At 60.7% G+C, this 23281-nt stretch carries 24 protein-coding genes and 1 tRNA gene; 14 read left to right on the forward strand and 11 right to left on the reverse strand.

Annotated elements, in window-relative coordinates; genetic code table 11:
• Positions 1-53: 53 nt before the first annotated feature.
• From BLU78_RS03220 to BLU78_RS03245, 6 genes are all read right to left on the reverse strand, one after another.
• Positions 54-533, reverse strand: a complete 480-nt coding sequence (locus tag BLU78_RS03220) for a GtrA family protein (protein WP_010263988.1) — start codon at positions 531-533, stop codon at positions 54-56.
• Complete coding sequence (locus BLU78_RS03225; protein WP_026020764.1) at positions 533-1498, reverse strand: SPOR domain-containing protein; 966 nt, start codon at positions 1496-1498, stop codon at positions 533-535. The genes BLU78_RS03220 and BLU78_RS03225 overlap by 1 nt, the downstream gene beginning before the upstream one ends.
• The gene (gene lgt, locus BLU78_RS03230) at positions 1495-2367 is read right to left on the reverse strand and encodes a prolipoprotein diacylglyceryl transferase (RefSeq protein ID WP_010263985.1); all 873 of its coding nucleotides are present in this window, start codon (positions 2365-2367) and stop codon (positions 1495-1497) included. Before lgt ends, BLU78_RS03225 begins: the two co-directional genes overlap by 4 nt.
• Before the next feature lie 268 nt (positions 2368-2635).
• On the reverse strand, positions 2636-3685 hold the full coding sequence (locus BLU78_RS03235; RefSeq protein WP_010263983.1) for a sensor histidine kinase: 1050 nt from the start codon (positions 3683-3685) through the stop codon (positions 2636-2638).
• An 11-nt stretch (positions 3686-3696) separates the two neighbouring features.
• The gene (locus BLU78_RS03240) at positions 3697-4293 is read right to left on the reverse strand and encodes a riboflavin synthase (protein ID WP_010263981.1); all 597 of its coding nucleotides are present in this window, start codon (positions 4291-4293) and stop codon (positions 3697-3699) included.
• 5 nt (positions 4294-4298) lie between these two features.
• On the reverse strand, positions 4299-4928 hold the full coding sequence (locus BLU78_RS03245) for a transcriptional regulator (protein WP_010263979.1): 630 nt from the start codon (positions 4926-4928) through the stop codon (positions 4299-4301).
• 44 nt (positions 4929-4972) lie between these two features.
• Here BLU78_RS03245 and BLU78_RS03250 point away from each other — a divergent pair.
• Positions 4973-5047, forward strand: a tRNA-Arg gene (locus BLU78_RS03250).
• Positions 5048-5273: 226 nt separating this feature from the next.
• Here the strand turns inward: BLU78_RS03250 and BLU78_RS03255 are convergent.
• Both BLU78_RS03255 and BLU78_RS03260 read right to left on the reverse strand, forming a co-directional pair.
• Positions 5274-6584 carry a porin family protein gene (locus BLU78_RS03255; protein WP_010263976.1) on the reverse strand — a complete coding sequence of 437 codons (1311 nt, stop codon included), beginning with the start codon at positions 6582-6584 and terminating at the stop codon, positions 5274-5276.
• A gap of 8 nt (positions 6585-6592) precedes the next feature.
• Positions 6593-7141: an RNA polymerase sigma factor gene (locus BLU78_RS03260; protein WP_010263525.1), complete on the reverse strand. Its 549-nt coding sequence runs from the start codon at positions 7139-7141 to the stop codon at positions 6593-6595.
• A 135-nt stretch (positions 7142-7276) separates the two neighbouring features.
• On the opposite strand from BLU78_RS03260, the gene BLU78_RS03265 reads away from it, so the two are divergent.
• The 4 genes from BLU78_RS03265 to BLU78_RS03280 all read left to right on the forward strand — a co-directional run bounded on the left by BLU78_RS03265 (position 7277) and on the right by BLU78_RS03280 (position 13203).
• Positions 7277-7990 carry a NigD1/NigD2 family lipoprotein gene (locus BLU78_RS03265; protein ID WP_010263520.1) on the forward strand — a complete coding sequence of 238 codons (714 nt, stop codon included), beginning with the start codon at positions 7277-7279 and terminating at the stop codon, positions 7988-7990.
• 194 nt (positions 7991-8184) lie between these two features.
• Entirely contained in the window at positions 8185-10599 is a 2415-nt protein-coding gene (locus BLU78_RS03270) for a glycoside hydrolase family 3 N-terminal domain-containing protein (protein ID WP_010263517.1), read from the forward strand.
• A gap of 123 nt (positions 10600-10722) precedes the next feature.
• Positions 10723-11730 carry a Holliday junction branch migration DNA helicase RuvB gene (ruvB, locus tag BLU78_RS03275; RefSeq protein ID WP_010263513.1) on the forward strand — a complete coding sequence of 336 codons (1008 nt, stop codon included), beginning with the start codon at positions 10723-10725 and terminating at the stop codon, positions 11728-11730.
• A 192-nt stretch (positions 11731-11922) separates the two neighbouring features.
• Positions 11923-13203, forward strand: coding sequence for a malic enzyme-like NAD(P)-binding protein (locus tag BLU78_RS03280; RefSeq protein WP_010263509.1), 1281 nt, complete (start codon positions 11923-11925; stop codon positions 13201-13203).
• A 33-nt stretch (positions 13204-13236) separates the two neighbouring features.
• Here the strand turns inward: BLU78_RS03280 and aroB are convergent, their stop codons facing one another.
• Positions 13237-14253: a 3-dehydroquinate synthase gene (gene aroB / locus BLU78_RS03285; RefSeq protein WP_010263505.1), complete on the reverse strand. Its 1017-nt coding sequence runs from the start codon at positions 14251-14253 to the stop codon at positions 13237-13239.
• An 81-nt stretch (positions 14254-14334) separates the two neighbouring features.
• Between aroB and typA the strand changes: the two genes are divergently transcribed.
• The 3 genes from typA (at position 14335) to BLU78_RS03300 (ending at position 17180) form a co-directional block, all read left to right on the forward strand.
• Positions 14335-16137: a translational GTPase TypA gene (typA, locus tag BLU78_RS03290; protein WP_010263501.1), complete on the forward strand. Its 1803-nt coding sequence runs from the start codon at positions 14335-14337 to the stop codon at positions 16135-16137.
• Positions 16138-16146: 9 nt separating this feature from the next.
• Positions 16147-16461 carry a hypothetical protein gene (locus tag BLU78_RS03295; protein WP_010263499.1) on the forward strand — a complete coding sequence of 105 codons (315 nt, stop codon included), beginning with the start codon at positions 16147-16149 and terminating at the stop codon, positions 16459-16461.
• Between the two features lie 89 nt (positions 16462-16550).
• The gene (locus tag BLU78_RS03300) at positions 16551-17180 is read left to right on the forward strand and encodes a DUF4377 domain-containing protein (protein ID WP_010263498.1); all 630 of its coding nucleotides are present in this window, start codon (positions 16551-16553) and stop codon (positions 17178-17180) included.
• 2 nt (positions 17181-17182) lie between these two features.
• Here the strand turns inward: BLU78_RS03300 and BLU78_RS03305 are convergent, their stop codons facing one another.
• Complete coding sequence (locus BLU78_RS03305; protein ID WP_010263495.1) at positions 17183-17548, reverse strand: YbaN family protein; 366 nt, start codon at positions 17546-17548, stop codon at positions 17183-17185.
• A 94-nt stretch (positions 17549-17642) separates the two neighbouring features.
• Between BLU78_RS03305 and rpiB the strand changes: the two genes are divergently transcribed.
• On the forward strand, positions 17643-18086 hold the full coding sequence (gene rpiB, locus BLU78_RS03310) for a ribose 5-phosphate isomerase B (RefSeq protein ID WP_010263491.1): 444 nt from the start codon (positions 17643-17645) through the stop codon (positions 18084-18086).
• Between the two features lie 7 nt (positions 18087-18093).
• On the opposite strand, the gene ispE is transcribed toward rpiB, so the two are convergent.
• Positions 18094-18906, reverse strand: coding sequence for a 4-(cytidine 5'-diphospho)-2-C-methyl-D-erythritol kinase (gene ispE, locus BLU78_RS03315; RefSeq protein WP_010263489.1), 813 nt, complete (start codon positions 18904-18906; stop codon positions 18094-18096).
• Positions 18907-18939: 33 nt separating this feature from the next.
• On the opposite strand from ispE, the gene BLU78_RS03320 reads away from it, so the two are divergent.
• From BLU78_RS03320 to BLU78_RS03340, 5 genes are read left to right on the forward strand one after another with little or no spacing between them, the layout of a single operon-like run.
• Positions 18940-19905 carry a GSCFA domain-containing protein gene (locus BLU78_RS03320; RefSeq protein WP_010263485.1) on the forward strand — a complete coding sequence of 322 codons (966 nt, stop codon included), beginning with the start codon at positions 18940-18942 and terminating at the stop codon, positions 19903-19905.
• A gap of 25 nt (positions 19906-19930) precedes the next feature.
• Positions 19931-21496 (forward strand): alkaline phosphatase family protein, encoded by a 1566-nt coding sequence (locus BLU78_RS03325; protein ID WP_010263481.1) that lies wholly within the window; start codon positions 19931-19933, stop codon positions 21494-21496.
• 22 nt (positions 21497-21518) lie between these two features.
• Positions 21519-21935, forward strand: a complete 417-nt coding sequence (locus BLU78_RS03330) for a SufE family protein (RefSeq protein WP_010263478.1) — start codon at positions 21519-21521, stop codon at positions 21933-21935.
• Positions 21936-21966: 31 nt separating this feature from the next.
• Positions 21967-22287, forward strand: a complete 321-nt coding sequence (locus BLU78_RS03335; protein WP_010263475.1) for an iron-sulfur cluster assembly protein — start codon at positions 21967-21969, stop codon at positions 22285-22287.
• 2 nt (positions 22288-22289) lie between these two features.
• Positions 22290-23279: a DUF2851 family protein gene (locus tag BLU78_RS03340; protein ID WP_010263473.1), complete on the forward strand. Its 990-nt coding sequence runs from the start codon at positions 22290-22292 to the stop codon at positions 23277-23279.
• Positions 23280-23281: the final 2 nt, after the last annotated feature.

Consider the following 23281-nt stretch of genomic DNA (forward strand, 5'->3'; position numbering starts at 1 on the left):
GAGATGCGATTCCGACACGCCGCGGCTTAACGTCGCCTCCTAAAACCCGCCTCTCAGGCGGGGAAAGTGAAATATTTGGCCGCGAGGAAGCTGTATACCGTCGTCAGCAGCGTCGTGAGCACCTTCGCCGGCGTAGGCCATACCCCGCACAATTCAACGAAGAATTTCAATCCTGCATAAGTCAGCAGGATCGACCCCGCCACCGACAGCAGGTAACGTAACAACTGTGTTCCGGCGCCGATCGGCGACTGGCGAAACGTCACATACCGGTTGAGCCAGAACCCCACGAAAAAGGTGAACGGGAAGACGAGAACCATCGCCGCGATATGCGGAGATATGACCACAAATCCCAGGTCGAAATAGCGGTGGGCGACGATGAAATTGTAAAACAGGAAATAACAGAGGGGATCGAACAGCATGTAGGTCACACCTCCGCAAACGGCATAGCGAAACACCTGCAAGGGCATCAACGCCCGGACAGGCTTGATGTAGAAGCAGTCGATCACCCTGATTATCAGCTCCGAAATCCGCATCACCGGGCGGTGTAGGTCCACATGCCCGGGAACCGTTCGGCATGGAGGCCGATGAACTGCGCACACGGTCCGGAATTGTCCGACGAAAAAGGCGAAACCATGAATTTCTCCCCGAAACGATAGATCCGGCAGCGGAACGCAGGTTCCTTGGCCGCAATCTCCCGCAGGGCACGCCCGGCATTTTCAGTCGTGCTGAAAACTCCCAGCACCACGTAATGACGTCCTGAAAGCAGGTTCATCGGTTCTCCGGATTCCGCCTGCGCCTCCGCAGCGGGCGTCATTTCGGGAACGGGCGCCTCGGACGATGCCGTACCGGGCGACTGCGGGAACTCCTCCCCTGCCGTCGGCAATTCCTCCTGCGGAACCTCGGCCAGCGCATCGGGGGCCTCGACCGGGGCCGGCATATCCGCACGCTCCGTCTCGACGGCTTCGGTCGCAACGGCCTCCGGCTCCCCGGAGAGCATCAGGAACTCCCGTCCCCCGTAGATCAGGGCGACCAGAATCGCCGCAACGCCGATCCACAATGCCCAGTCGAAACGGCGCGGGGCACGTATCTTCACGGGTTCGCGCCCCTGGGGATTCAACCGCCGTTCGAACGCCTCGTCGGGCGTGAAATTCTTGAACGCCAATACTCCGACGCCTTCGACGGTCAACAGGTTCTCCTCTTGTGCACGGGTCAGCCAGCGGTCGTATACCTCCTGCGCCGCAGCCTGCGGATCGGCTTGCGAAGCTTCACCGCCCTCCCGCATGACGCGGGCGATCTCGTCGACCAGCGATGCCCCCCGCTGCTGCGAGGTGAACGACACCACGCGGTGAGGAGGCAGCACGGTGCGCCTGTCAATCCGTCGGGCAGACCGCCGCTCGGTATAGAGCGACCCCACCCCGGGCAGGAATACCTCCCCGCCTCCGGCCAACAGATTGCCTACGAGCCTGCCGACCTGTTCCGTCATCGGTGTACCGTTCATTTTTTCTTCTTTTTAATAGGAGCGGCATGCGCTTTCGGCGCCGGAGCGACCGGAGCCGGAACCGTCGCGGCACCCCGCCAGATCATATAGATACCCAGCAGGATGAAAGGGATGCTGAGCCATTGTCCCATGTCGAGCGTCCATCCCAGTTCGAAAGGCTCCTGCTCGGTTTTGATGTATTCGATGAAGAAGCGCGTGAGGAACGTGCCGATCAGGCCGATCCCGAAGAGAATGCCCGGACGGCGCCGCGCCATGTCTTTCTTATAGTAGAGCCAGCAGAGGATGCCGAAAGTCGCCAGATAACAAAGCGCTTCGTAAATCTGCGTCGGATGCACGGCACTGGGCGCAAACTCGGCAACCCATTTGTGCGAACGGACGAACTCGAAACCCCAGGGCAGTGTGGTCGCCTGGCCGAAAATCTCCGAATTGAAGAGGTTGCCCAGCCGCACGATCGCCCCGCCGATGCCCACCGGGATCATAATGCGGTCCAGCGACCAGATATAAGGGAGTTTGTTCCTGCGCGAGAAGAGCCACAAGCCGATCAGCAGGCCGATGGCGGCGCCGTGGCTGGCCATACCGCCGTCGCGGAAACCCGTGATGATGGTCCACGGCTTCGAGAGATACTCCATCGTATCGTAGAAGAGGCAGTGCCCCAGCCGGGCACCGAGGATCGTGGCGAGCGTACCGTAAATAAATATCGACTCCGAAACTTTCGAGGGAAGTCCCTCGCGTTTACAGAAATTATCGAAAAATTTGGCGCCGATCAGGATGGCCAGTGCCCACATCAGGCCATAATACCGGATGTCGAGCGACCCGATGGTGAAGAACACCGGGTCGAAATCCCAGACGACGGACAGCGGTTGTGACATTAGTATCATTTATCTAAGTTTATACATTGTTCATCCGGCTCTCGCTCCCGACCGCCGTACTCGCGGCGTTCCGCCGCGTTTACAAGTCTGCCCCCGGCTAAGAGCCGGGCTTCAGGAGCGATGCATGGGTGTTGACCTTCCAATCCGGTCTGCGCTTCCACCACTTAAAAGCCGTTTCTTAAACGGCCCTCGGGAGGGGCTTGTCGCGACGCAACCGGAATTCAGACCGAAATACTAACGGATATTACTCCGGTGTGCATCGTGCATTCTATTTCATCTCCTGCAGATTCACTTTCTTCAGCGTGAAGGAAAAGGTGCTGCCCACTCCCGGCTCGCTGCGAACCGTGATCCGCTCCCCGTGTGCCTCGACGATGTGTTTGACGATGGCCAGTCCGAGTCCCGTGCCGCCCTGCTCCCGCGAACGGCCCTTGTCCGTGCGGTAGAAACGCTCGAAAACGCGCGGCAGGTCCTCCTTGCCGATTCCCGAACCGTTGTCCTCGACCTCCACCAATATCTTGTCGAGCATGTCGCGGAAATGGATGCGCGTCATGCCGCCCTCCTTGCCGTAACGCACCGAGTTGATGATGAGGTTGACGAAGACCTGACCGATATAATGCTTGTCGGCCATCACCCAGAAAGGCGAAGGCAGGTTCTCGGCCCCTTTGACCGTGATTTTGATTCCCTTCCGGTCGGCCTCCATCTCGGCCTGCTCGGCGATCTCCTTGGCCAGCGCCACAACGTCGAACTTCTCCAGATTGAGCTTGTTCATGCTGCTCTCCAGTTTCGAAATGGTATCGAGGTCGTTGACAATGTTTATCAGGCGGTCGATGCTCTTTTCGGCACGCTCGAGGTACTTGCGGTTAATCAGCTCGTCCTCCAGCCCGCCGTCCAGCAGGGTCGAAATGTAGCCCTGAATATTGAATATCGGGGTTTTCAGCTCATGCGCCACATTGCCCAAATACTGCTTGCGGAAGCACTCGGCCTCCTTCAGCCGGGCGATCTCCCGGTCGTTGGTGTCGGCCCAGGCCGTGAGCTCCTCGCCGATGTTCTCGACCCGCTTGTCTTTGAGCTCCGAGAAAATCTCGTTGGTGTGCACATCGCGCGAAAGTACGATCGAATAGATCGGTTTGAGCTTGTAAGCCACGTACTTGCGGATGATGAACAGCGCCGCGAGCGCCACCACGACGAACACGCCGACCGACGTGCAGAGCGTGATCCACCACACGACGTCCAGCAACGTCATGCCCACGGCCACGATGACCGCGGCGAGCAGGGCTATCCACAGCGACGCCCCCTCCTTCGTTTTGATGTGCACCATAATTTTCGGGTTTACTTCATGTAGTTTTTCATCAGCCGGGCGATGTACTTGCCCACGATGTCGAACTCGAGGTTCACCACCGATCCCACGTCGATCCGGCAGAAGTTCGTATGCTCGAAGGTGTAGGGAATGATCGCCACGCGGAACGACGACTCTTTCGAGTCGCAGACCGTGAGGCTCACGCCGTTCACCGTCACCGAGCCCTTCTCGACCGTACACAGCCCCCCGCCCTGCGGCTCGTACTCGAACGTGAAGTACCAACTGCCGTCGGCGTCCTCTTTGGCCGTGCAGACGGCCGTCTGGTCGACGTGTCCCTGCACGATGTGCCCGTCCAGCAGGGCGTCGGGCTTCATCGAGCGTTCGAGGTTGACCAGGTCGCCCTCGCGCAGCAGCCCGAGGTTGCTCCGGTCGAGGGTCTCCTTCATGGCCGTCACGGTGTAGGTGTCCTCCGTGATGTCCACAACTGTCAAACATACGCCGTTATGTGCTATGCTCTGATCGATTTTCAACTCCTTGCAGAAATCCGCACGCAGGGTAAAATCCTTGTTCTGACGGTCCGTCCGGATCGCCACGACCTCCGCCGTGCGCTCCACGATGCCTGAAAACATACGCTTTAACTGTTTATTATCAATTTGCCCTTTACTTTGTAGACCGCGACTATATCACTGACTTTCAACAGAATGTCATCGTAATTCTCACGATCTCCGGCCACCAGGCGGACTTTGCCCTCCTCGTCGGCGGCCCGAACTATTCGCAAAGTTACAATTTTTCGGGAGACAATCGCATATTCTCCCCCCGGAATAATCGCATCCCGGTCCACGGCTTTCAACAGCACCACCGTCCCGGGAGGCACCAGCGCCCCCATCGCACGGCCCGTATAGCTCATCGCCAGGTCGCACGCCCCCACCGGGGGCAGGATCAGGTTGCTCTCGGGCTCGAGATGCTCGAGATGTTCCAGCCCGTGTTCGACGTCCACGTCGTAAAAAGGTATCTGGGGACCGCGTGTCCGTTCGTCGGAGAACATCTGTCCCTCACCCGTCAGCAGCCACAATTTGTCCACCTGAGGAAATTTAGCAACGATCCGGTCAGCGACATCGAGCGAAATACCGTTGTTGCCCCGTTTGATCTGGTAAAGATTTTCCCCTCGCGCAAGGCCTATATGCCGTGCGAAATAATTCGTCGACATATTCGCCCATTTGATCACTGCCTCGATTCTTTGCCAATTATTCTGCTTTTCCCGCATTTTTTTTCGTATAATTAATATTTTTTTTGCATCTTTGCACTCCCGGTCCCGTAGTTCAATGGATAGAATATAAGATTCCGGTTCTTACGATATGGGTTCGATTCCCGTCGGGACTACCAGGCACAAGTGCGGAAAGCCGTACTTGTGCTTTTCTTTTTTTGTTGTTGTATAGGATCGGTTCACATTCTTTTATCCAACAAAAATAGTAACAAATTTCATTCGGACAATAAAAAATAACACTTTTAGTCGCCGGAATAAAACATTCAGCCCGACAACAAGAGGGAAGTCCACACACATCGTGCGAACTCCCCTCCTGCAATAAATGTGCGATTTATAAAATTTGTTTTAAAATGAGAGACGTACACCCAACCTCAGGGTCAGTGTAAGCGGAGAATCCGTACGCGCCGTTTTCAGGTTGGTTTCCGTAAAATAATACGACCCTTCGGGTTCGAAATAGAGTCCGACCATGCCGCCCAGCCGATACTGTGCTCCGACCGCTGCGAGGGCCGACCACTGCACACCGGGTTCGTCCATGGACTTCGAGCCGAACTTGGCCGAAACGCATTTTTCGACCATGCCGCCCGCACCTATATATAATGAGAACCTTCCGCGTTCGAGGAACTGCCAGTTCATACGCAGGGGGATGCCGATAAAATGGAGCTTCTGGCTCACATCCTCCGAGGAGTATTTGACCGTCACATCCGAGCGCAGCAATGTGTAGTTCACGCCGCTTTCGAGCGAGAGCCCGTGTGCGAACTCTTTCCGCACGGAGAGTCCGAAGCTCAACGGCTGGTGGTGGCGGAACGAATTTTCACTGTAATCGTTGCGAACCATGAGCGACAGGTTGTCGCCGTTCCCGACGATCGACGAAACATCGTTCGTCATCGAGGAGTACATCCGCGGAGCGGCACCGTCCCCGCCGACAGCCCCCGACACGCCGCCGGCCGCAAAGGCCGACAACGAGGCTTTCCTGCGCGGGGGCTTGTACGCCTCGAGCGGTTCGTTGTAATACGCCGTCCGCGCCGACACTCCGGCCGTCGAACGGGTCGCGGAGCGCTTCGCCTCCGCTTTTGCCGTCGTTTCCGCCTCCGGCTGCGAAGTCTCCGCCGCCGTTTGCTTCGCGGAGAGCTGGTCGGCAGCCGCGTCTCCGGAAGTTCCGACGGTCGTTTCGGCAACGGCCATCTGTTCCGTCACAGTCCCCGTCGCCGTTTTCGCCGCGGGCTTCACCGCTGCGGCGAGCAGCGCCGGTTGCTGCACGGCAGGGGCCGCGGCCTGTCCGTCAGCAAGCCCTACAGCCTGTGCGAGCGCCTCCCGTACGGATTCCGCTGCATGCGGCTGCGGCATGGTTACCGCGGTTGCGGCCTCTTCCACTGTCGATGCGATAACATTCCCATCATTTTCCAACGCCTTGTCCGGCCGGAGCATATAATCACCTGCAACGACGCCGAGCAGAACGACAGCGGCAGCGGCGGCAATCCGCGGCCAATAGATCCGCCACACGGAACCGCGGGACGCAGCCGTCTCCGGAGCCCGAAGCTCCGGGGCCGCACCGCCCAGTTCGCGCTCCAGACGCTCCCAGCCTCCCGCCGGAGGCGGAAGTTCAGCGTCCCGGAGCGCGCTCCGCATGACATCGGTCCAATCTTTATTCTGTTTCATAACTCTTACTAATGCGTATCCAAATACTCCCTGACCCTGCGGGCCAGCATGGCCCGGGCCCGGAACAACTGCGAGGAGGAGCTTTTCTCATTGATCCCCAGCATTCGGGCAATCTCCCGATGGGAATACTCCTCGATGCAGTAGAGGTTGAACACCGCCCGGTAGCCTTCGGGCAGCTCGCTCACGAACTGCATCAATACGTCGCGCGGGACCCGCGCCATCTCCGACACATCGGGCTCGGCGACCTCCGCCGCAGCCTTTCCCTCGTCGAGCGCCACGCTTCCCAGCTTGTTCCGGCTGCGTATCCATTCGAGCGCCACGTTCACGGTAATGCGTTCGATCCACGCCCTGAGCGATCCGGGTCCGCGGTAGGTGAACCGGTCGAAGGCTCCGTATATCTTCAGGAATGCGTCGTGAAGCAGGTCTTCGGCCGTGGATCGGTCTCCGGAGTAGCGCATACAGATTGCCAGCAAACGGCCTGCATAGCGGTCGTACAGCTCTCTGCGGGCCGTATCGTCCCCATTTCTGCACCCTTCGGCCAGTATATGTTCCTCCATTGGCATTACCAGTTCACATATATAAATGCAGCAGGAGCCAAAAGACTGCACGGAGTGAAATTTTTTTATTTCGCATGCAGTATTTCGCCCTGCCGGACGTTTTAAGAGCGAAAGGTAACATAAAATATGGAAAATATGAAAAAAATCGGTTTATTCCTTATCGCGGCTATGGCCGTCTTCGCGTTTACTTCCTGCAACGACGACGATGGTGGCGAGCCGCTCCGGACACTCATCACGACCGTCCACACCATCGGAGGTGAAGAGGGCGAGACCGGCACGGATTATTATTTCCAGCGCAACAACGGCGAAAAACTCTACCCGGGCGATAAAACCCGCATCCCGAACTATAAAGGCAAGGAGCGTCAGCGCGCGATCATTTGGTTCAAACTCCTGGAGGAGCGTGTGCCCGATTACGACTACAACATCGCGCTTTACGCCGTCGACGAGATTTTCACCGGCAAGGCCCAGGTCGTGGACACGGCCGAGAAGCTCGAAGAGCTGGGCACGGCCAAGACGGGCTTCCAGAACGGCACGTTCAGCCTCTCGAAAGAGTGGCTGACCTTCTACGCGCTCTACGCCGTGCGTGACAACAGCAAGCATACGTTCACGCTGGCCGTGGACAAGTCGGGAACGACGGAATTCAAAGAGAGCGCCGAAGGGTACCTCAACGTCGTGGTGCGCCACGACGCCGGAGACGACGCGGGCGGATACGACAGCGGATTCTACGTGTCGTTCGACCTCACGGACATAGCCGCCGAACTGGAAGGCATGAAGGGCATCAACCTGCTCCTGCCGACCCGCGAGAACGGCGACAAGGAGATCAAACTCGATCTGCCGCAGGAGAAGTAGCCACTCCCGGAGGCAGAGCTTGTCCCGGTCCGCGAAATCGCGGACCGGTTTTTTTGCGTCCGGCGCCCGGCAGGGAACGCTTTCGGACGATCGTCCCGGAAATTTGTACGATAGATTCAATGCCGACAGCCCATCGCTTGTAATTTTGACTTCGGAAACGTATCTTTGAAATTAAAAACCGAAATCCCTGAAAGATGAAGAAACTCCCTGTTGCAATCCTGCTGCTCATGGCCGCCGCCTCCACGACGGCCGCCGCGGCACAGAAGACGACACCGAAGACGATTTACCACAAAGGCTGGATCGATTTCAACAAGAACGGCCGCATGGACCCCTACGAGGACCCGGCCCGCAGTCTCGACGAGCGCGTCGAGGACCTGCTCGGCCAAATGACCCTCGAGGAGAAGAGCTGCCAGCTGGCCACGCTCTACGGCTACGGCCGCGTGCTGCGCGACTCGCTGCCCACCGAAAGGTGGAAAAACGAGGTCTGGAAAGACGGCATCGCCAACATCGACGAGATGCTCAACGGCGTGGGCAAATGCCTGCGCACGACGCCGCATCTGGTCTCCGACTACACGGGACACGTCGAAGCCAAGAACACGATCCAGCGGTGGTTCGTCGAGCAGACCCGGCTGGGCATTCCCGTGGAGTTCACCAACGAGGGCATCCACGGTCTGAACCACAGCCGCGCCACACCGCTCCCGGCGCCCATCGCCATCGGCTCGACCTGGAACCGGGCGCTGGTGCACCGGGCCGGCGAGATCGCCGGACACGAAGCCCGGGTCCTGGGTTATAAGAACGTCTACGCCCCGATTCTCGACGTGGCGCGCGATCCCCGCTGGGGCCGTGTCGTGGAGTGCTACGGCGAAGACCCGTTCCTGATCGCCGAGTTGGGCGTCGAGATGGTCCGCGGCATCCAGTCGCAGGGCGTCGCCTCGACACTCAAACACTATGCGGCTTACAGCGTCCCCAAGGGCGGCCGCGACGGCAACTGCCGCACCGACCCCCACATCGCCCCGCGCGAACTCCACCAGATGTATCTCTACCCGTTCCGCCGCGTGATCCGCGAATCCGGGCCGATGGGCGTCATGAGCAGCTACAACGACTGGGACGGCGTCCCGGTGACCGCCAGCCGCTATTTCCTCACCGACCTGCTGCGCCACGAATACGGCTTCGACGGCTATGTGGTCAGCGACAGCGAGGCTGTGGAGTACGTCCACACCAAACACGCCGTGGCCGAGACTTACGAAGATGCCGTGCGGCAGGTGCTCGAAGCGGGTCTGAACGTGCGCACGAACTTCTCGCCCCCGGCGCGGTTCATCCTCCCGGTGCGCAAGCTCGTCCGGGAGGGACGCCTCTCGATGGAGGTCGTGGACCAGCGCGTGCGCGAGGTCCTGCGGGTAAAGTTCCGCCTCGGGCTCTTCGACAACCCCTATAACGACCCCAGGGAGGCCGTTGCCGAGGCCGGAGCCGACAAACACCGCGATTTCGTACTCGACATCCAGCGCCAGTCGCTCGTGCTGCTCAAAAATGAAGACAAAACCCTGCCCCTCGACAAGAAAAAGACCGCCCGCGTGCTGGTCGCCGGACCGCTGGCCGACGAGGACAATTTCATGATAAGCCGCTACGGTCCCAACGACCTTCCGACGGTGACCGTCCTCGACGGCATCCGCAACTATCTGGGCGACGGCGCCGAGGTGCGCTATGCCAAGGGCTGCGACGTGGTGGACGCCGGCTTCCCCGATTCGGAGCTGACCGCGACGCCCCTCACGGCCGCCGAGCGGGCCGGCATCAACGAGGCGGTGAAACAGGCCGCGGGCTGCGACGTGATCGTCGCCGTGCTGGGCGAGGACGACGAGCGCGTGGGCGAGAGCCATTCGCGCACCTCGCTCGAGCTTCCCGGACGCCAGCAGCAGTTGCTCGAGGCGCTCCACGCCACGGGCGTCCCCGTGGTGCTGGTGCTCATCAACGGGCAACCGCTGACCGTCAACTGGGCGGCTCAAAACGTACCGGCCATCCTCGAAGGATGGTTCCCCTCGGTCGAGGGCGGCACAGCCATTGCCGAAACCCTCTTCGGCGACTACAACCCGGGCGGCAAGCTCACGATCACCTTCCCGCGGAGCACCGGACAGATCGAGCTGAACTTCCCCTACAAGAAGGGTTCCCACGGCGCACAGCCCCGCAAAGGTCCCAACGGCGGCGGCGTCACCCGCGTGCTGGGGTCGATCTACCCCTTCGGCTACGGCCTGAGTTACACGACGTTCGCCTATAAGAATCTCCGGATCGCCCCCGAACCGTCGCGCACGCAGGGCTCGTTCCGCGTGAGCTGCGAAGTGACCAATACGGGCGACCGTCGCGGCGACGAAGTCGTGCAGCTCTACATCAGCGATAAGTTCTCGAGCGTGGTGACCTACGAATCGGTCCTGCGGGGATTCGAGCGCGTGACGCTCGAGCCGGGCGAGACGAAAACCGTCAGCTTCGAGGTCACGCCCTCGCACCTGGAGCTGCTCGACAGCAACATGAACTGGACCGTCGAGCCGGGCGAATTCGAAATCCGCATCGGCGCTTCGAGCGAGGACATCCGCCTGAAAGAGACCGTCCGGCTGAGCTGACGGCCTTCGCCGCAGCTCAAAGGGCCGGGGACACAAACCGGCTGCGATACGGAAAGCCCGCCTTTCAGGCGGGTTTTTTCGGCAAGATCACGCACATTCGCCGAAAATCGTTATCTTTGCATTATGTCTATCGTACGCAACACCGAAAGCGATCTCGAATTCGAAAACAAAATCCGGCCGCAGGAGCTCGAAAACTTCTCCGGCCAGGACAAGATCGTCGATAATCTCCGCATCTTCATCAAAGCGGCGCTCATGCGCGGCGACTCGCTCGACCACGTGCTGCTGCACGGCCCCCCGGGACTGGGCAAGACCACCCTCGCCAACATCATCGCCAACGAGATGGGGGCGCAGCTGCGGCTCACGTCGGGTCCCGTGCTGGACAAGCCGGGCGACCTGGCGGGCCTTTTGACGAACCTCAACCCGGGCGACGTGCTCTTCATCGACGAGATACACCGCCTCAGCCCGATCGTCGAGGAGTACCTCTACTCGGCGATGGAGGACTACAAGATCGACATCGTGCTGGACAAGGGCCCCTCGGCGCGTTCGATCCAGATCGAGCTGGCGCCTTTCACGCTGATCGGCGCCACGACGCGCAGCGGCCTGCTGACCTCGCCCCTGAGGGCGCGCTTCGGCATCACCTGCCACCTGGAATATTACGACGCCCCGGTGCTGGCCGGGATCGTGAAGCGTTCGGCCCGCATCCTCGACGTTTCGATCGACGACGACGCGGCCCACGAGGTGGCCCTGCGCTCGCGCGGCACGCCGCGTATCGCCAACGCCCTGCTGCGGCGCGTCCGGGACTTCGCCATGGTCAAAGGCGAGGGGCATATCGACCTCGGAATCACGCGCATCGCCCTTGCGGCGCTGAACATCGACTCGCGGGGTCTGGACCAGATGGACAACAAGATACTGGGGGCCATCATCGAGAAATTCAACGGCGGCCCCGTGGGTCTCAACACCGTGGCTACGGCTGTGGGCGAAGAGGCCGGGACGATCGAGGAGGTCTACGAACCGTTCCTCATCAAAGAGGGTTTCCTCAAACGCACGCCCCGCGGCCGGGAAGCGACGCCGCTGGCCTACGAGCACCTCGGACTCACCCACCCGCGCGACGGAGAGGCATCGCTCTTCTGACCGCGGAAAGAGACGCACCGACCCCGACACAGGAAACAACCGCTCCGCAGCCTGCCGTCCGCCAGTTCGGGGCGGCCTGCGATTTTATTTCTAAAATAATTTCAGAAAATCCTAAAAAAAGTTAAGATCGGAGCAATTTTTGTGCTATATTTGTCGTTGGTGTTATTAGGTTACTAACGGAAAATGAGAGAGATGAGCACAAAAACGCAACTCGACGACGCGGCGCTGCGCTATCATAGCGAAGGCCGTCCCGGGAAGATCGGAATCGTCCCGACAAAACCCTACCATACGCAGTACGACCTGTCGCTGGCCTATTCGCCCGGCGTGGCGGCGCCCTCGCTGGCCATTGCCGACAATCCGGACGACGTCTACAAGTACACCGGCAAGGGCAACCTCGTGGCCGTGATCTCGAACGGCACGGCCGTGCTCGGACTGGGCAACATCGGTCCGCTGGCCGCCAAACCCGTCATGGAGGGCAAGAGCATGCTCTTCAAAACCTACGCCGGGATCGACGCCTTCGACATCGAAGTCGACACGACCGACCCCGAGGAGTTCATCCGCACGGTGAAGGCCATCGCCCCCACTTTCGGCGGCATCAACCTCGAAGACATCAAAGCCCCGGAGTGCTTCGAGATCGAACGGCGCCTGCGCGACGAACTCGACATTCCCCTGATGCACGACGACCAGCACGGAACGGCTATTATCTCCTCCGCAGCGCTGCTCAACGGCGCGAAGATCGCGGGCAAGCAGCTCGACCGGATGCGCGTGGTGGTCAACGGCGCGGGAGCGGCCGCCATTGCCTGCGCACGGCTGTTCATCGAGCTCGGCATCCGCCGCGACAACGTGGTGCTCTGCGACAGTCAGGGCGTCGTCACGGTCTACCGCGAGGACATCAACGCCATGAAGCGCGAGCTGGCCACCACGCGGCGCATCTCGACGCTGGCCGAAGCGGTGCAGGGCGCCGACGTCTTCCTGGGCGTTTCGAAAGCCGACACGCTGACGCCCGAAATGCTGCGCACGATGGCCGAAAACCCGATCGTGATGGCCCTGGCCAACCCCGATCCCGAAATCGCCTATGACAAAGCGATGGCCTCGCGTCCCGACATCATCTTCGCCACGGGACGCTCGGACTACCCCAACCAGGTCAACAACGTGCTGGGATTCCCCTATATCTTCCGCGGAGCCCTCGACGTACGCGCCACGAAGATCAACGAGGCGATGAAACTCGCCGCCGCGCATGCGCTGGCCGAACTGACCCGCGAACCGGTTCCGGCCATGGTCCTGCGGGCCTACGGAGTCGAGAAGCTCGAATTCGGGCGCGATTACCTGATCCCCAAGCCGCTCGATCCGCGACTGCTGTGCACCATCGCCCCGGCCGTGGCCCGCGCCGCCGTCGAATCGGGCGTAGCCAAAAAACCGATCTCCGACTGGGAAGCCTACGCCGAAAGCCTTCGGAAACGCTATCAGGAATAAAAAGAAAAATCCGGTCGAAACGACCGGATTTTTTCATATGAACAACGCCGCAAAGGCGTCCATCTCTATCGGCCGCACCTCGCAGTCGCCGATGCCCACCGGCAGGACGATGCGCAGCATCCCGTCTTCGTTTTTCTTGTCCTTGCCGACCTCCTTCAGCAACCGTTTCACCTCCACCGGAGGCGTCAGGTCGAAGCCCAGTTGCATGAGAAGATGCACGATCCGGTCGCGGTCGGCTTCGGTCAGCACTCCCAGCTTCACCGCAGCCCCGGCGATCAGCGCCGTGCCGACGGCCACCGCCTCGCCGTGGTTCATGCGGTTGGAACATTTCTCGATGGCGTGCGCCAGCGTATGCCCGAGGTTGAGCTTGCGGCGGTCGCCCGATTCGTACTCGTCGCGCTCGACAATGTCGGCTTTCACGCGTATCGCCGCCGAAACGGCGTCGGACAGCAGGTCCGTATCGGTGCGCAGCGCCTCGAACGTCGTGTTTTCGATGCGCTCGAACAGGTCGGCATCGGCAATGATCGCCGCTTTGACCACCTCGGCCAGCCCCGCACGGAACTCCCGGTCGGGAAGCGTCCGCAGCATCCCGGGGTCGCAGATCACGAACCGGGGCTGCGTGAAGGTTCCGGCCATATTCTTGTATCCGTCGACATTTACGCCGTTCTTGCCGCCGACCGATGCGTCGACCTGCCCCAGCAGCGTCGTCGAGACGAACCCGAACTTCAGCCCGCGCATGTAGGTCGAGGCGGCGAACCCCGCCACGTCGGTGACGATGCCGCCCCCGACGGCCAGCACGAAGGTCGAACGGTCCACGCCCAGCTCGATGAAGCGGCGGTAGATCGACTCGACGGTCTGCAGGGTTTTGATGCTCTCGCCCAGGCCGATTAACACGGGGTCGTACTTCTCCAGCATCGGGCGGTACAACCGGTCGATCGAGGAATCCGAAATCACCACGACGCGCCCTTCGGGAAGCACTCCGGGAAGAATATCTTTCACGGGGCCGATGTAAATCTCGCTCTGGGAGCGGACGTTGAAGAGAGGTTCCATTATTTAACTTCTTTAGGAATCGAGCAAAATTAGTATAATTTCCCGAGAATTTGTTACCTTTGCACCACAAAATACATTTCTATGCAAAAACTGCGCAATATTGCGATTATTGCCCACGTCGACCACGGCAAGACCACACTCGTAGACAAACTGATTCTGACAGGCCACATCCTGCGCGACAACGCCAAGCCGACCGGCGAACTCATACTGGACAACAACGACCTGGAACGCGAACGCGGCATCACGATCCTTTCGAAGAATGTTTCGGTCATCTACAAGGACTATAAGATCAACATCATCGACACCCCGGGCCACGCCGATTTCGGCGGCGAGGTCGAGCGTGTGCTGAACATGTGCGACGGCGTGCTGCTGCTCGTCGACGCCTTCGAGGGCACGATGCCCCAGACGCGCTTCGTGCTGCAGAAAGCCCTCGCGCTGGGCAAGAAGCCCATCGTGGTCGTCAACAAGGTCGACAAGCCCAACTGCCGTCCCGAGGTGGTCAACGAGCAGGTCTTCGACCTGATGTTCTCGCTCAACGCCACCGAAGAGCAGCTCGACTACAAAACCATCTACGGCTCGGCCAAGCAGGGCTGGATGTCATACAAATGGAACGAACCGACGGATTCGATCGTGCCGCTGCTGGAAGCCATCGTCGACGAGATTCCCGAACCGACCATCATCGAGGGCACGCCGCAGATGCTCATTACGTCGCTCGAATATTCGGCCTATACGGGCCGTATCGCCGTGGGCAAAGTCACGCGCGGATCGCTCAAATCGGGCCAGATGGTCACCCTCGCCAAGCGCGACGGCGTGACGATGCAGAAGACCCGGATCAAAGAACTGATGATCTTCGAGGGCCTCGGCAAGAAGAAGGTCGAGGAGGTTCCCTGCGGGGAAATCTGCGCCATCATGGGCATCGAGGGATTCGAGATCGGAGACACCGTCTGCGACTACGAGAATCCCGAGCCGCTGCCCCCCATCGCCATCGACGAACCCACGATGTCGATGCTCTTCACGATCAACAACTCGCCCTTCTTCGGCAAGGACGGCAAATACGTCACCTCGCGCCACATCAAAGAGCGCCTCGACCGCGAACTGGAGAAGAATCTCGCCCTGCGCGTGACGCCGGGCCCCTCGGCCGACTCGTTCAACGTCTTCGGCCGCGGCGTGCTGCACCTCTCGGTGCTGATCGAGACCATGCGCCGCGAAGGCTACGAACTGCAGGTGGGCCAGCCCCACGTCATTGTCAAAGAGATCGACGGCAAGAAATGCGAGCCGATCGAGGAGATGACCGTCGACTGCCCCGAGGAGTACTCGGGTACGGTAATCGACCTCGCCACGCGCCGCAAGGGCACGCTGACCAACATGTCCTCGGACGGCGAACGCACGCGCCTGGAATTCGACATTCCCTCGCGCGGCATCATCGGCCTGCGCTCGAATATGCTGACCGCCACGGCCGGCGAAGCCATCATGACCCACCGTCTGAAGGGTTTCGAACCGTGGGTCGGGGATATCGAGATGCGCACCAACGGCTCGATCATCTCGGGCGAGACCGGCACGGCCTACGCCTACTCGATCGACAAATTGCAGGACCGCGGCCGCTTCTTCATCAGCCCGATGGAGCAGGTCTACGCCGGACAGGTCATCGGCGAGCACACGCGCCAGAACGACATCACGGTCAACGTCACCAAAGCCAAGCAGCTCACCAACATGCGTGCTTCGGGGTCGGACGACAAGACGTCGATCGCCCCGCCGAAGGTCTTCACGCTGGAGGAGGCCCTCGAATACATCCAGGGCGACGAGTATGTCGAAGTTACACCGCACTCGATGCGCCTGCGCAAGATCCTGCTCGACGAGAACGACCGCAAACGCGCTGCGAAATAATCCCGGACGATGGACCATTTCACCCTTTCGCTGGCCGTAGGCGCCGCCGCAGGAGCGCTGGTGGCTATCCCGATGATCGCCCAGAAAGCCTCGTTCCGCCACTGCGTCGCGGCTTTCTGCACCTACCTGTTCGCCGCCGTCATCACATTTTACAGCGATCTGCCCTACCTGCCCTGGTGGGCCGACGGCATGGGCGTCGCGCTGATGGTCGCCATTCCCGCAGCGACCGTAGGCTCGGGCAAGGAGAGCCGCCCCGTCCCGACGCTGCTCAACGCCGTACTGGTCGGATTCCTGATAAGCGTCGCGGAACGCTACCTGGCATAAGAAAAAAACGGACTCCGGTCCGTTTTTTTTGCATAGTCCGTGCAGTATCAGGAAATTGACTCCGTTTAGAGGAAAAACCTCCTATTCCTATGAAACAATTCTGCACCTTACTGTTTCTGCTGCCGCTTGTGTTCGGCAGCTGCGACAAAGACGACGACACGCGCATCGAAACCTGGACCGTCGCTTCCGAAAAAGGCGTCGCCGGCATCTTCATGGGCTTCGGCCACGTTCCCGCCTACATCCTCAAGACAGGTCCGAACGCCGGGTGGGAAATATCCACGGCACACATCGAGGGCTTCACGTTCGAAAAGGGGTATCAGACCGAGATGCTCGTCCGCATCGAGCCGATCCCCAATCCCCCGGCCGACGGCCCCGGATACCGCTACACGATGGAAAAGCCGATCTCGCGCACGCCGATGCAGTCGGATGTCGATCCGCTGCAATTCAGCCCGGAGTTCGAGGTCACCATCGCCTCCCGGCGCGCCGACAGTCCGGCGACGAGCGGTTATTGGATCAAAGACATGCGCTGCCCCGACCCGCGTTGGGAACCGTTCCCGTGGGAGATCGAAGGCTTCGATTTCAAACCGGGCTTCGAGGCCCGCATCCGGATACGGCCCGTCGCCGAATACGACGACGCAAAGGGCGACTACGAAGTGAAATATCACCAGACGGAACTGATTTCGAGCGAGGAGCAAGCGTCCGAAGGGCTGCCGGAATAGCCTCAGTCCCGCAATGTTGCGAACGAGAGGATGTGCCATGTGACGCCGACGGCCACGGCCAGCAACGCCAGCTGCGCCCACCACCACCCGGCCAGTATCCCGAAGATGCAGTAAAGCATCGCCGCCCACATCAGGACGATGGAAAAGACCTTAGCGCGCAGGGGTATGGCGCGGTTTTCGCGGAAGTTGCGGATGTACTCGCCGAAACAGCGGTGCGACAGGAGCCACGCGTAAAGCCGCGGCGACGAGCGCACCCAGAGCGCCGCCGCCAGCAGCAGAAACGGCGTAGTGGGCAGCAGCGGCAGGAAAATGCCGACAATGCCCAGCGCGAAGGCTATGCACCCGAGTATGGCGAGGAGAATTTTCACGATGCAAAAATAGCATAAATCCGGGGTCGGGAATGCCGTGTAACGCCAAATTTATATATATTTGTATGACAGAACACAAATAAACCGATATATGATGAAAAAAATAGGTATCGCCTGCGACCATGCCGGCTACGAAATGAAAGAATTTTTGGTAGGTTACCTCGACGCCATGGGCTACGACGTGCTCGATTTCGGCACGCATTCACCCGAAAGCGTCGACTATGCCGATTTCGCACACCCGCTGGCCGAGGCCATCGAAAAGGGCGAACTGGAGCGCGGCATCGCACTCTGCGGCTCGGGCGAAGGGATGGCCATGACGCTCAACAAACACCAGGGCATCCGCGCAGGTCTTTGCTGGGACCCCGAGGTCGCCTCGCTGATCCGCCGCCACAACAACGCCAACGTCATCGTATTCCCGGCGCGCTTCATCACCAACGACGAGGCCGTCAAAATGCTCGACGCCTATTTCGCCGCCGAGTTCGAAGGCGGACGCCACGAGGCCCGTCTGGCCAAAATGCCCGTCGCAGGCTGTAAATAAGCGGGTTTCACAATTCGAAAACAAAGGGCGAGAGGGCTTTCAGCCGCTCGCCTTTTTCGTGCCCCGCGAAGAGCCCGAAGACCGCCGAGCCGCTGCCCGACATCGAAGCGTACACGGCCCCGGCTTCCAGCAAACGCTCCCTGGCCGCACGGATGGCCGGACGTGCGGCGAGAATGTGCCGCTCGAAATCGTTGGTCACCAATCCCTGCCACTCCGCGACGGGGCGCTTAAGACGCTCTGCCAACGACACCTCCGGCACCCGGGGCCGCACCCCGGCATAGGCTTCGCGGGTCGAGACGCCCTCGCCGGGTTTGACGATCACGAGCGTCATTCCGCTCAGGTCCAGCGGATAAGGCTCCATCACCTCGCCTCTTCCCTTGCATAACTGCGGGGTGTTGCGGACGAAAAAGGCCGTATCGCTGCCCAGCTCGGCGGCGCACGCGATCAACTCCGCTTCGGACAGCCCGAGCGCAAACAGCCCGTTGACAGCCAGCAGCACCGCCGTACCGTCCGACGAACCGCCGCCCAGCCCGGCGCCGAACGGCACGCGCTTGTCGAGCCGGATGTCGATGCCGTCCACGCCGTAACGCCGCTGCATCAGCCGGAAAGCCTTCACGCAGATATTCTCCTCCGGAGCGCAGTCCACGGCCAGTCCCCCGGCGCGAAACGTGACGCCGGACGCGTCGGTACACACCACTTCCACCTCGTCGTAAAGGCCCGCAACGGGGAACATCACGGTTTCCAGGTCGTGAAATCCGTCCGCACGGCGGCGCAGGATATCGAGGCCCAGATTTATTTTGCAGTTTGCTTTCAGAATCATAGAACAAAGGTAAGAATTTTCTATTTTTGCCGTATGAAATTCCGCACCGAAATCGAAATATCGCCCCTCAGGGTGCAGATCGGCTACGAAAACCGCGTGCTGACACTCGGATCGTGCTTCGCCGCACACATCGCCGGGAAACTCGCCGGGGCGAAATTCCGCGTCACGGAAAACCCCTCGGGCATCCTTTTCAACCCGCTGTCTATCGCCGCGGCGATCCGCAGTTACGCCTCCCCCGCCGCCGTAACACGCGACGAACTGGGGTTCGACGGCGACGTGTGGTACCACTTCGGATTTCACGGCGACTTCTCGGCCCCGACGGCCGAAGAGGCCCTCGCGCGGATGAACGCCGCACGACAGGCCGGGGCCGAAGCGCTCCGCACCGCCGACCGGGTGATCCTTACGTTCGGCACCGCATGGGTCTACGAACGCCGGGGCGAGGTCGTCGCCAACTGCCACCGAAGGCCCGCCGCGGAGTTTTCCAGACGGCGGCTTTCGGTCGGAGAGATCGTGGAGAGCGTCGCGGAGCTGATCGGGGGAGCGCTTGCCGGAAAGCAGATTGTCCTGACCATCAGTCCGGTGCGCCACATCGGAGACACCCTGGCAGGCAACGCCGTGAGCAAAGCCGCGCTGCGGCTGGCCGCGGAGGAGTTGACGCAAAGGTTCGGGTGCGTCGAATATTTCCCTGCCTACGAGATCGTCACCGACGACCTGCGCGACTACCGGTTCTATGCCGACGACCTCGTGCATCCCGCTCCGCAGGCCGTGACGTACGTCTGGGAGAAATTCACCGAAACGGCCCTCACCGACCGCGCCCGGAGACTGCTCCCGGAAGTCGAAGCCATCGCCGCCGCAGCGGCCCACCGGCCCCGCAATCCGCAGAGCGAGGCGCACCGCTCCTTCTGCCGCCGCCAGCTGGAACGTATCGCCGCACTCCCGGAGATCGATTTTCAGTCGGAAGCGGCCTGTTTCCGCCGATGTCTCGAAATAAATTCGTAAATTTGCGGCCAATTCCATTACGCAGATGACAAAAAAACTCTTTCTATATGCCATAGCCGCCGTGACGGCTCTCCAGAGCGTCGCGGCACAGCCCCGGCTGATCGTCCAGATCGTCGTCGGCTCGATGCGCGGCGAGGACCTCGACCGCTATGCCGAAAATTTCGGCGAAGGGGGCTTCCGCAGGCTCACCGAGGGCGGTACGGTCTATACCGACAGCCGCTACGACTACCTGCAAACCACCACGCCCGTATCGCTGGCCACGCTCACCACGGGGGCCATGCCCTCGACCCACGGCGTGATCGGATCGTGCTGGGTGGACTACACGACCAACAAAGTCATCGAACTGACCGCCGGACGACGGGGTCCCGGAGCTTACAACCTGATCGCCCCGACGCTCTCGGAGACGTTGCTGCAACACGCTCCCGGCAGCCGCTCGGTGACCGTCGCCGCCGAAGCCGTATCGGCCGTGGTGATGGCCGGACGCGCCGGGGAGGTCTTCTGGCTCGACTCGGCGCGCTGCGACTGGGTGACCTCGCCTTACTATGCACCCGCAGTTCCCGAATGGATCGACCGCAGCAACCGCGAGCGGTACAACCTCTCGTACATCTCGACCGAGTGGCGCACGCTGCTCGAACGCGGCCGTTACCTCAACACCCGCAACTACGACATCGCGCTGGCGGGCAAGAGCCGGAAAGAGAAAGACCTGAACGGCTCGGGACGCCTGAAACTGACCGACGATTTCGAACGCCTGCTCTACACCCCCGCGGGCAACACCGCCGTGCTGGGGCTGGCCAAGCAGGCCATAGCGCAATACAAGCTCGGCGACGACAAAGTCCCCGACCTGCTGAACATCTGTCTCGACGCGCCGCGACGCATCAGCGAAGCCTATGGTCCCGAGTCGATCGAAGTCGAGGACATGTACTACCGGCTGGACCGCGACCTGGCGGATTTCCTGACCTTCGTATTCGCGCAGGTCAAAGACGGCAACGCGATGGTCGTGCTCACCTCCGACCACGGAACGAGCCCCTCCTACGATGCCGGACCGGGCGATGCCGACCGCTTCAACCCGCGGCAGTTCGAGGTGATCGTCAACGGATTCCTCAACGTCCGCTACGGTGTGGGCGACTGGGTGGTGGAGTACTGCGACCGGAGCGTGTGGCTCAACCACAACCTCATCTACGAACGGGGACTGAACCTCGCCGAAGTGCAGAACGAAGTGGCGATCTTCGCCATGCAGTTCAGCGGCATCTCCCACGCGCTGGCCGCCACGGCCATGCGCACGAGCTATTTCGGCAGCGGATACGCCCGGCGGATGCAGAACAGCTTCTATCCCCGGCGTTCGGGCGACGTGATCCTGAACCTGATGCCCGGATGGATCGAGGAGCAGGAGCGCTGCTGGTCGATGTCGGGCTCGATGTACGGCTACGACACCGAGGTTCCGCTGGTGTTCTACGGCAAGGGCGCAGGCATGCAGCGGGTGAACCGCCGCGTGGATATGACCGCCGTGGCCCCGACGCTGGCGCGGCTGGCGGGCATCCGCGAACCGGCAGCCTCGGAGGGCGGGGCCCTGGCGGAAATCGTGGATTTGTAAGAACTTTCAATAAACGCACACCATGGACAAGATACAGGACGAAATCATCGAGGAATTTTCCGTCTTCGACGACTGGCTGGACAAATACGACTACCTGATCGGCCTGAGCGAAACGCTCCCCCCGATCTCCCCCGAGCACCGCACCGGGCAGTACCTCATCGAAGGGTGCCAGTCGCGGGTCTGGGTCGACGCAAGGCTCGAAGACGGAAAGGTTTACTACGCGGCGGACAGCGACGCCATAATAACCAAGGGCATTATCGCGTTATTGATCCGTGTACTGAACGGCCGCACGCCGCAGGAGATACTCGACACGGAGCTCTACTTCATCGACGCCATCGGGCTTTCGGCCAACCTCTCGCCCACGCGGGCCAACGGGCTGGTGTCGATGGTCAAACAGATGCGGCTGTACGCTTTGGCTTTTCAAGCCAAAGCCAATTAAAAATGAAGAATTAAAAATTAAAAATTAGGGTATGACGCCTGAAGAAATACTTCAAGTCGAGAAGGATATCGTTGCGACCCTCAAGAACATATACGATCCCGAAATCCCGGTCAACATCTACGACCTGGGACTGATCTACGAGATCGACTACACGCCCGACGGCGTGGCTACGATACGCATGACCCTCACCGCCCCCAACTGCCCGATGGCCGACATGCTCGTCGAGGATGTGAACCTCCAGGTCGGGAAGGTCAAAGGCGTGAAATCGGTGAACGTCATCCTCACGTTCGATCCCGTGTGGGACAAGAGCATGATGTCCGAGGAGGCGTTGTTGGAACTCAACATGTTCTGACAATGGCGGAGACGGAGACACGGACGATCGAACGGCTGCGGGCCGGGGCCGGGACATACGCCTGCGGCGGTTACCTCGGCGGGCTCGGCACGCTCCAGCGCACCGAACTCTGCACGACGCTGATCTTCGACCGCCTGAGCCGCAAGATGCGCATGGTCGAAGCGCTCCGCAGCGAAGCCGCCGACAACTGGAACCAGACCTTCTACCTGCTCTACTTCCGCACGCTGGGCGACCGCCGCAACCAGGAGGCTTACCTCGAGTTGGCACGGCGCGTGCCCTACAAGACCGTACTGCGCGAACGGCTGGCCCCGCACGCCGTCGAGGCAATGCTGTTCGGAGCCTCGGGACTGCTGGAGCTCTACCGCAACGATACCTACACGCTCGATCTGAAACGCAGTTTCGAATACCTCGCGGCCAAATACGGCATCGAGCCGATGGAGGCTTCGGCATGGACGCTGAACGAGATACGCCCGGCCAACCACCCGGTGCTGCGGCTGGCACAAGCCGCGGAGTTCTTCTCGCAGGACGAGTTCGTGATGGAGCGCGCCATGTCCTGCCGCACGGAGGAGGAGGTTCGCAAGCTGTTCTGCATCGAGGCGTCGCCCTACTGGCGCACACACCACATTCCCGGCGCCGAGAGCGACGAAAGCCCCAAGCGCATCGGAGCGTTCAAAGCCAACATCATCGGCATCAACCTGGTCGCGGTGCTGCAGTTCGCCTACGGCAGTTACACGGCCAATGAACGGCTGCGCGACAGCGCCCTGACGCTCATGGAGCGTCTCCCGGCCGAGGACAACCGCTACATGCGCGACTGGCAGTCGGCCGGAATCCGCCCCCGCAACGCCTTCGAATCGCAAGCTCTGCTGCAACTGGCCGCTGAGTACTGCGCCGAAAAACGGTGCGCGGAGTGCCCCGTCGGACGGCGGATCGTGCGGCAGACGGCTGACACAGAGGACCGGACGGCGGATATTTTGGCTTTTCCGGAAAAATAGTT

The sequence above is a fragment of the Alistipes timonensis JC136 genome, assembly GCF_900107675.1.
Classification (GTDB): domain Bacteria; phylum Bacteroidota; class Bacteroidia; order Bacteroidales; family Rikenellaceae; genus Alistipes; species Alistipes timonensis.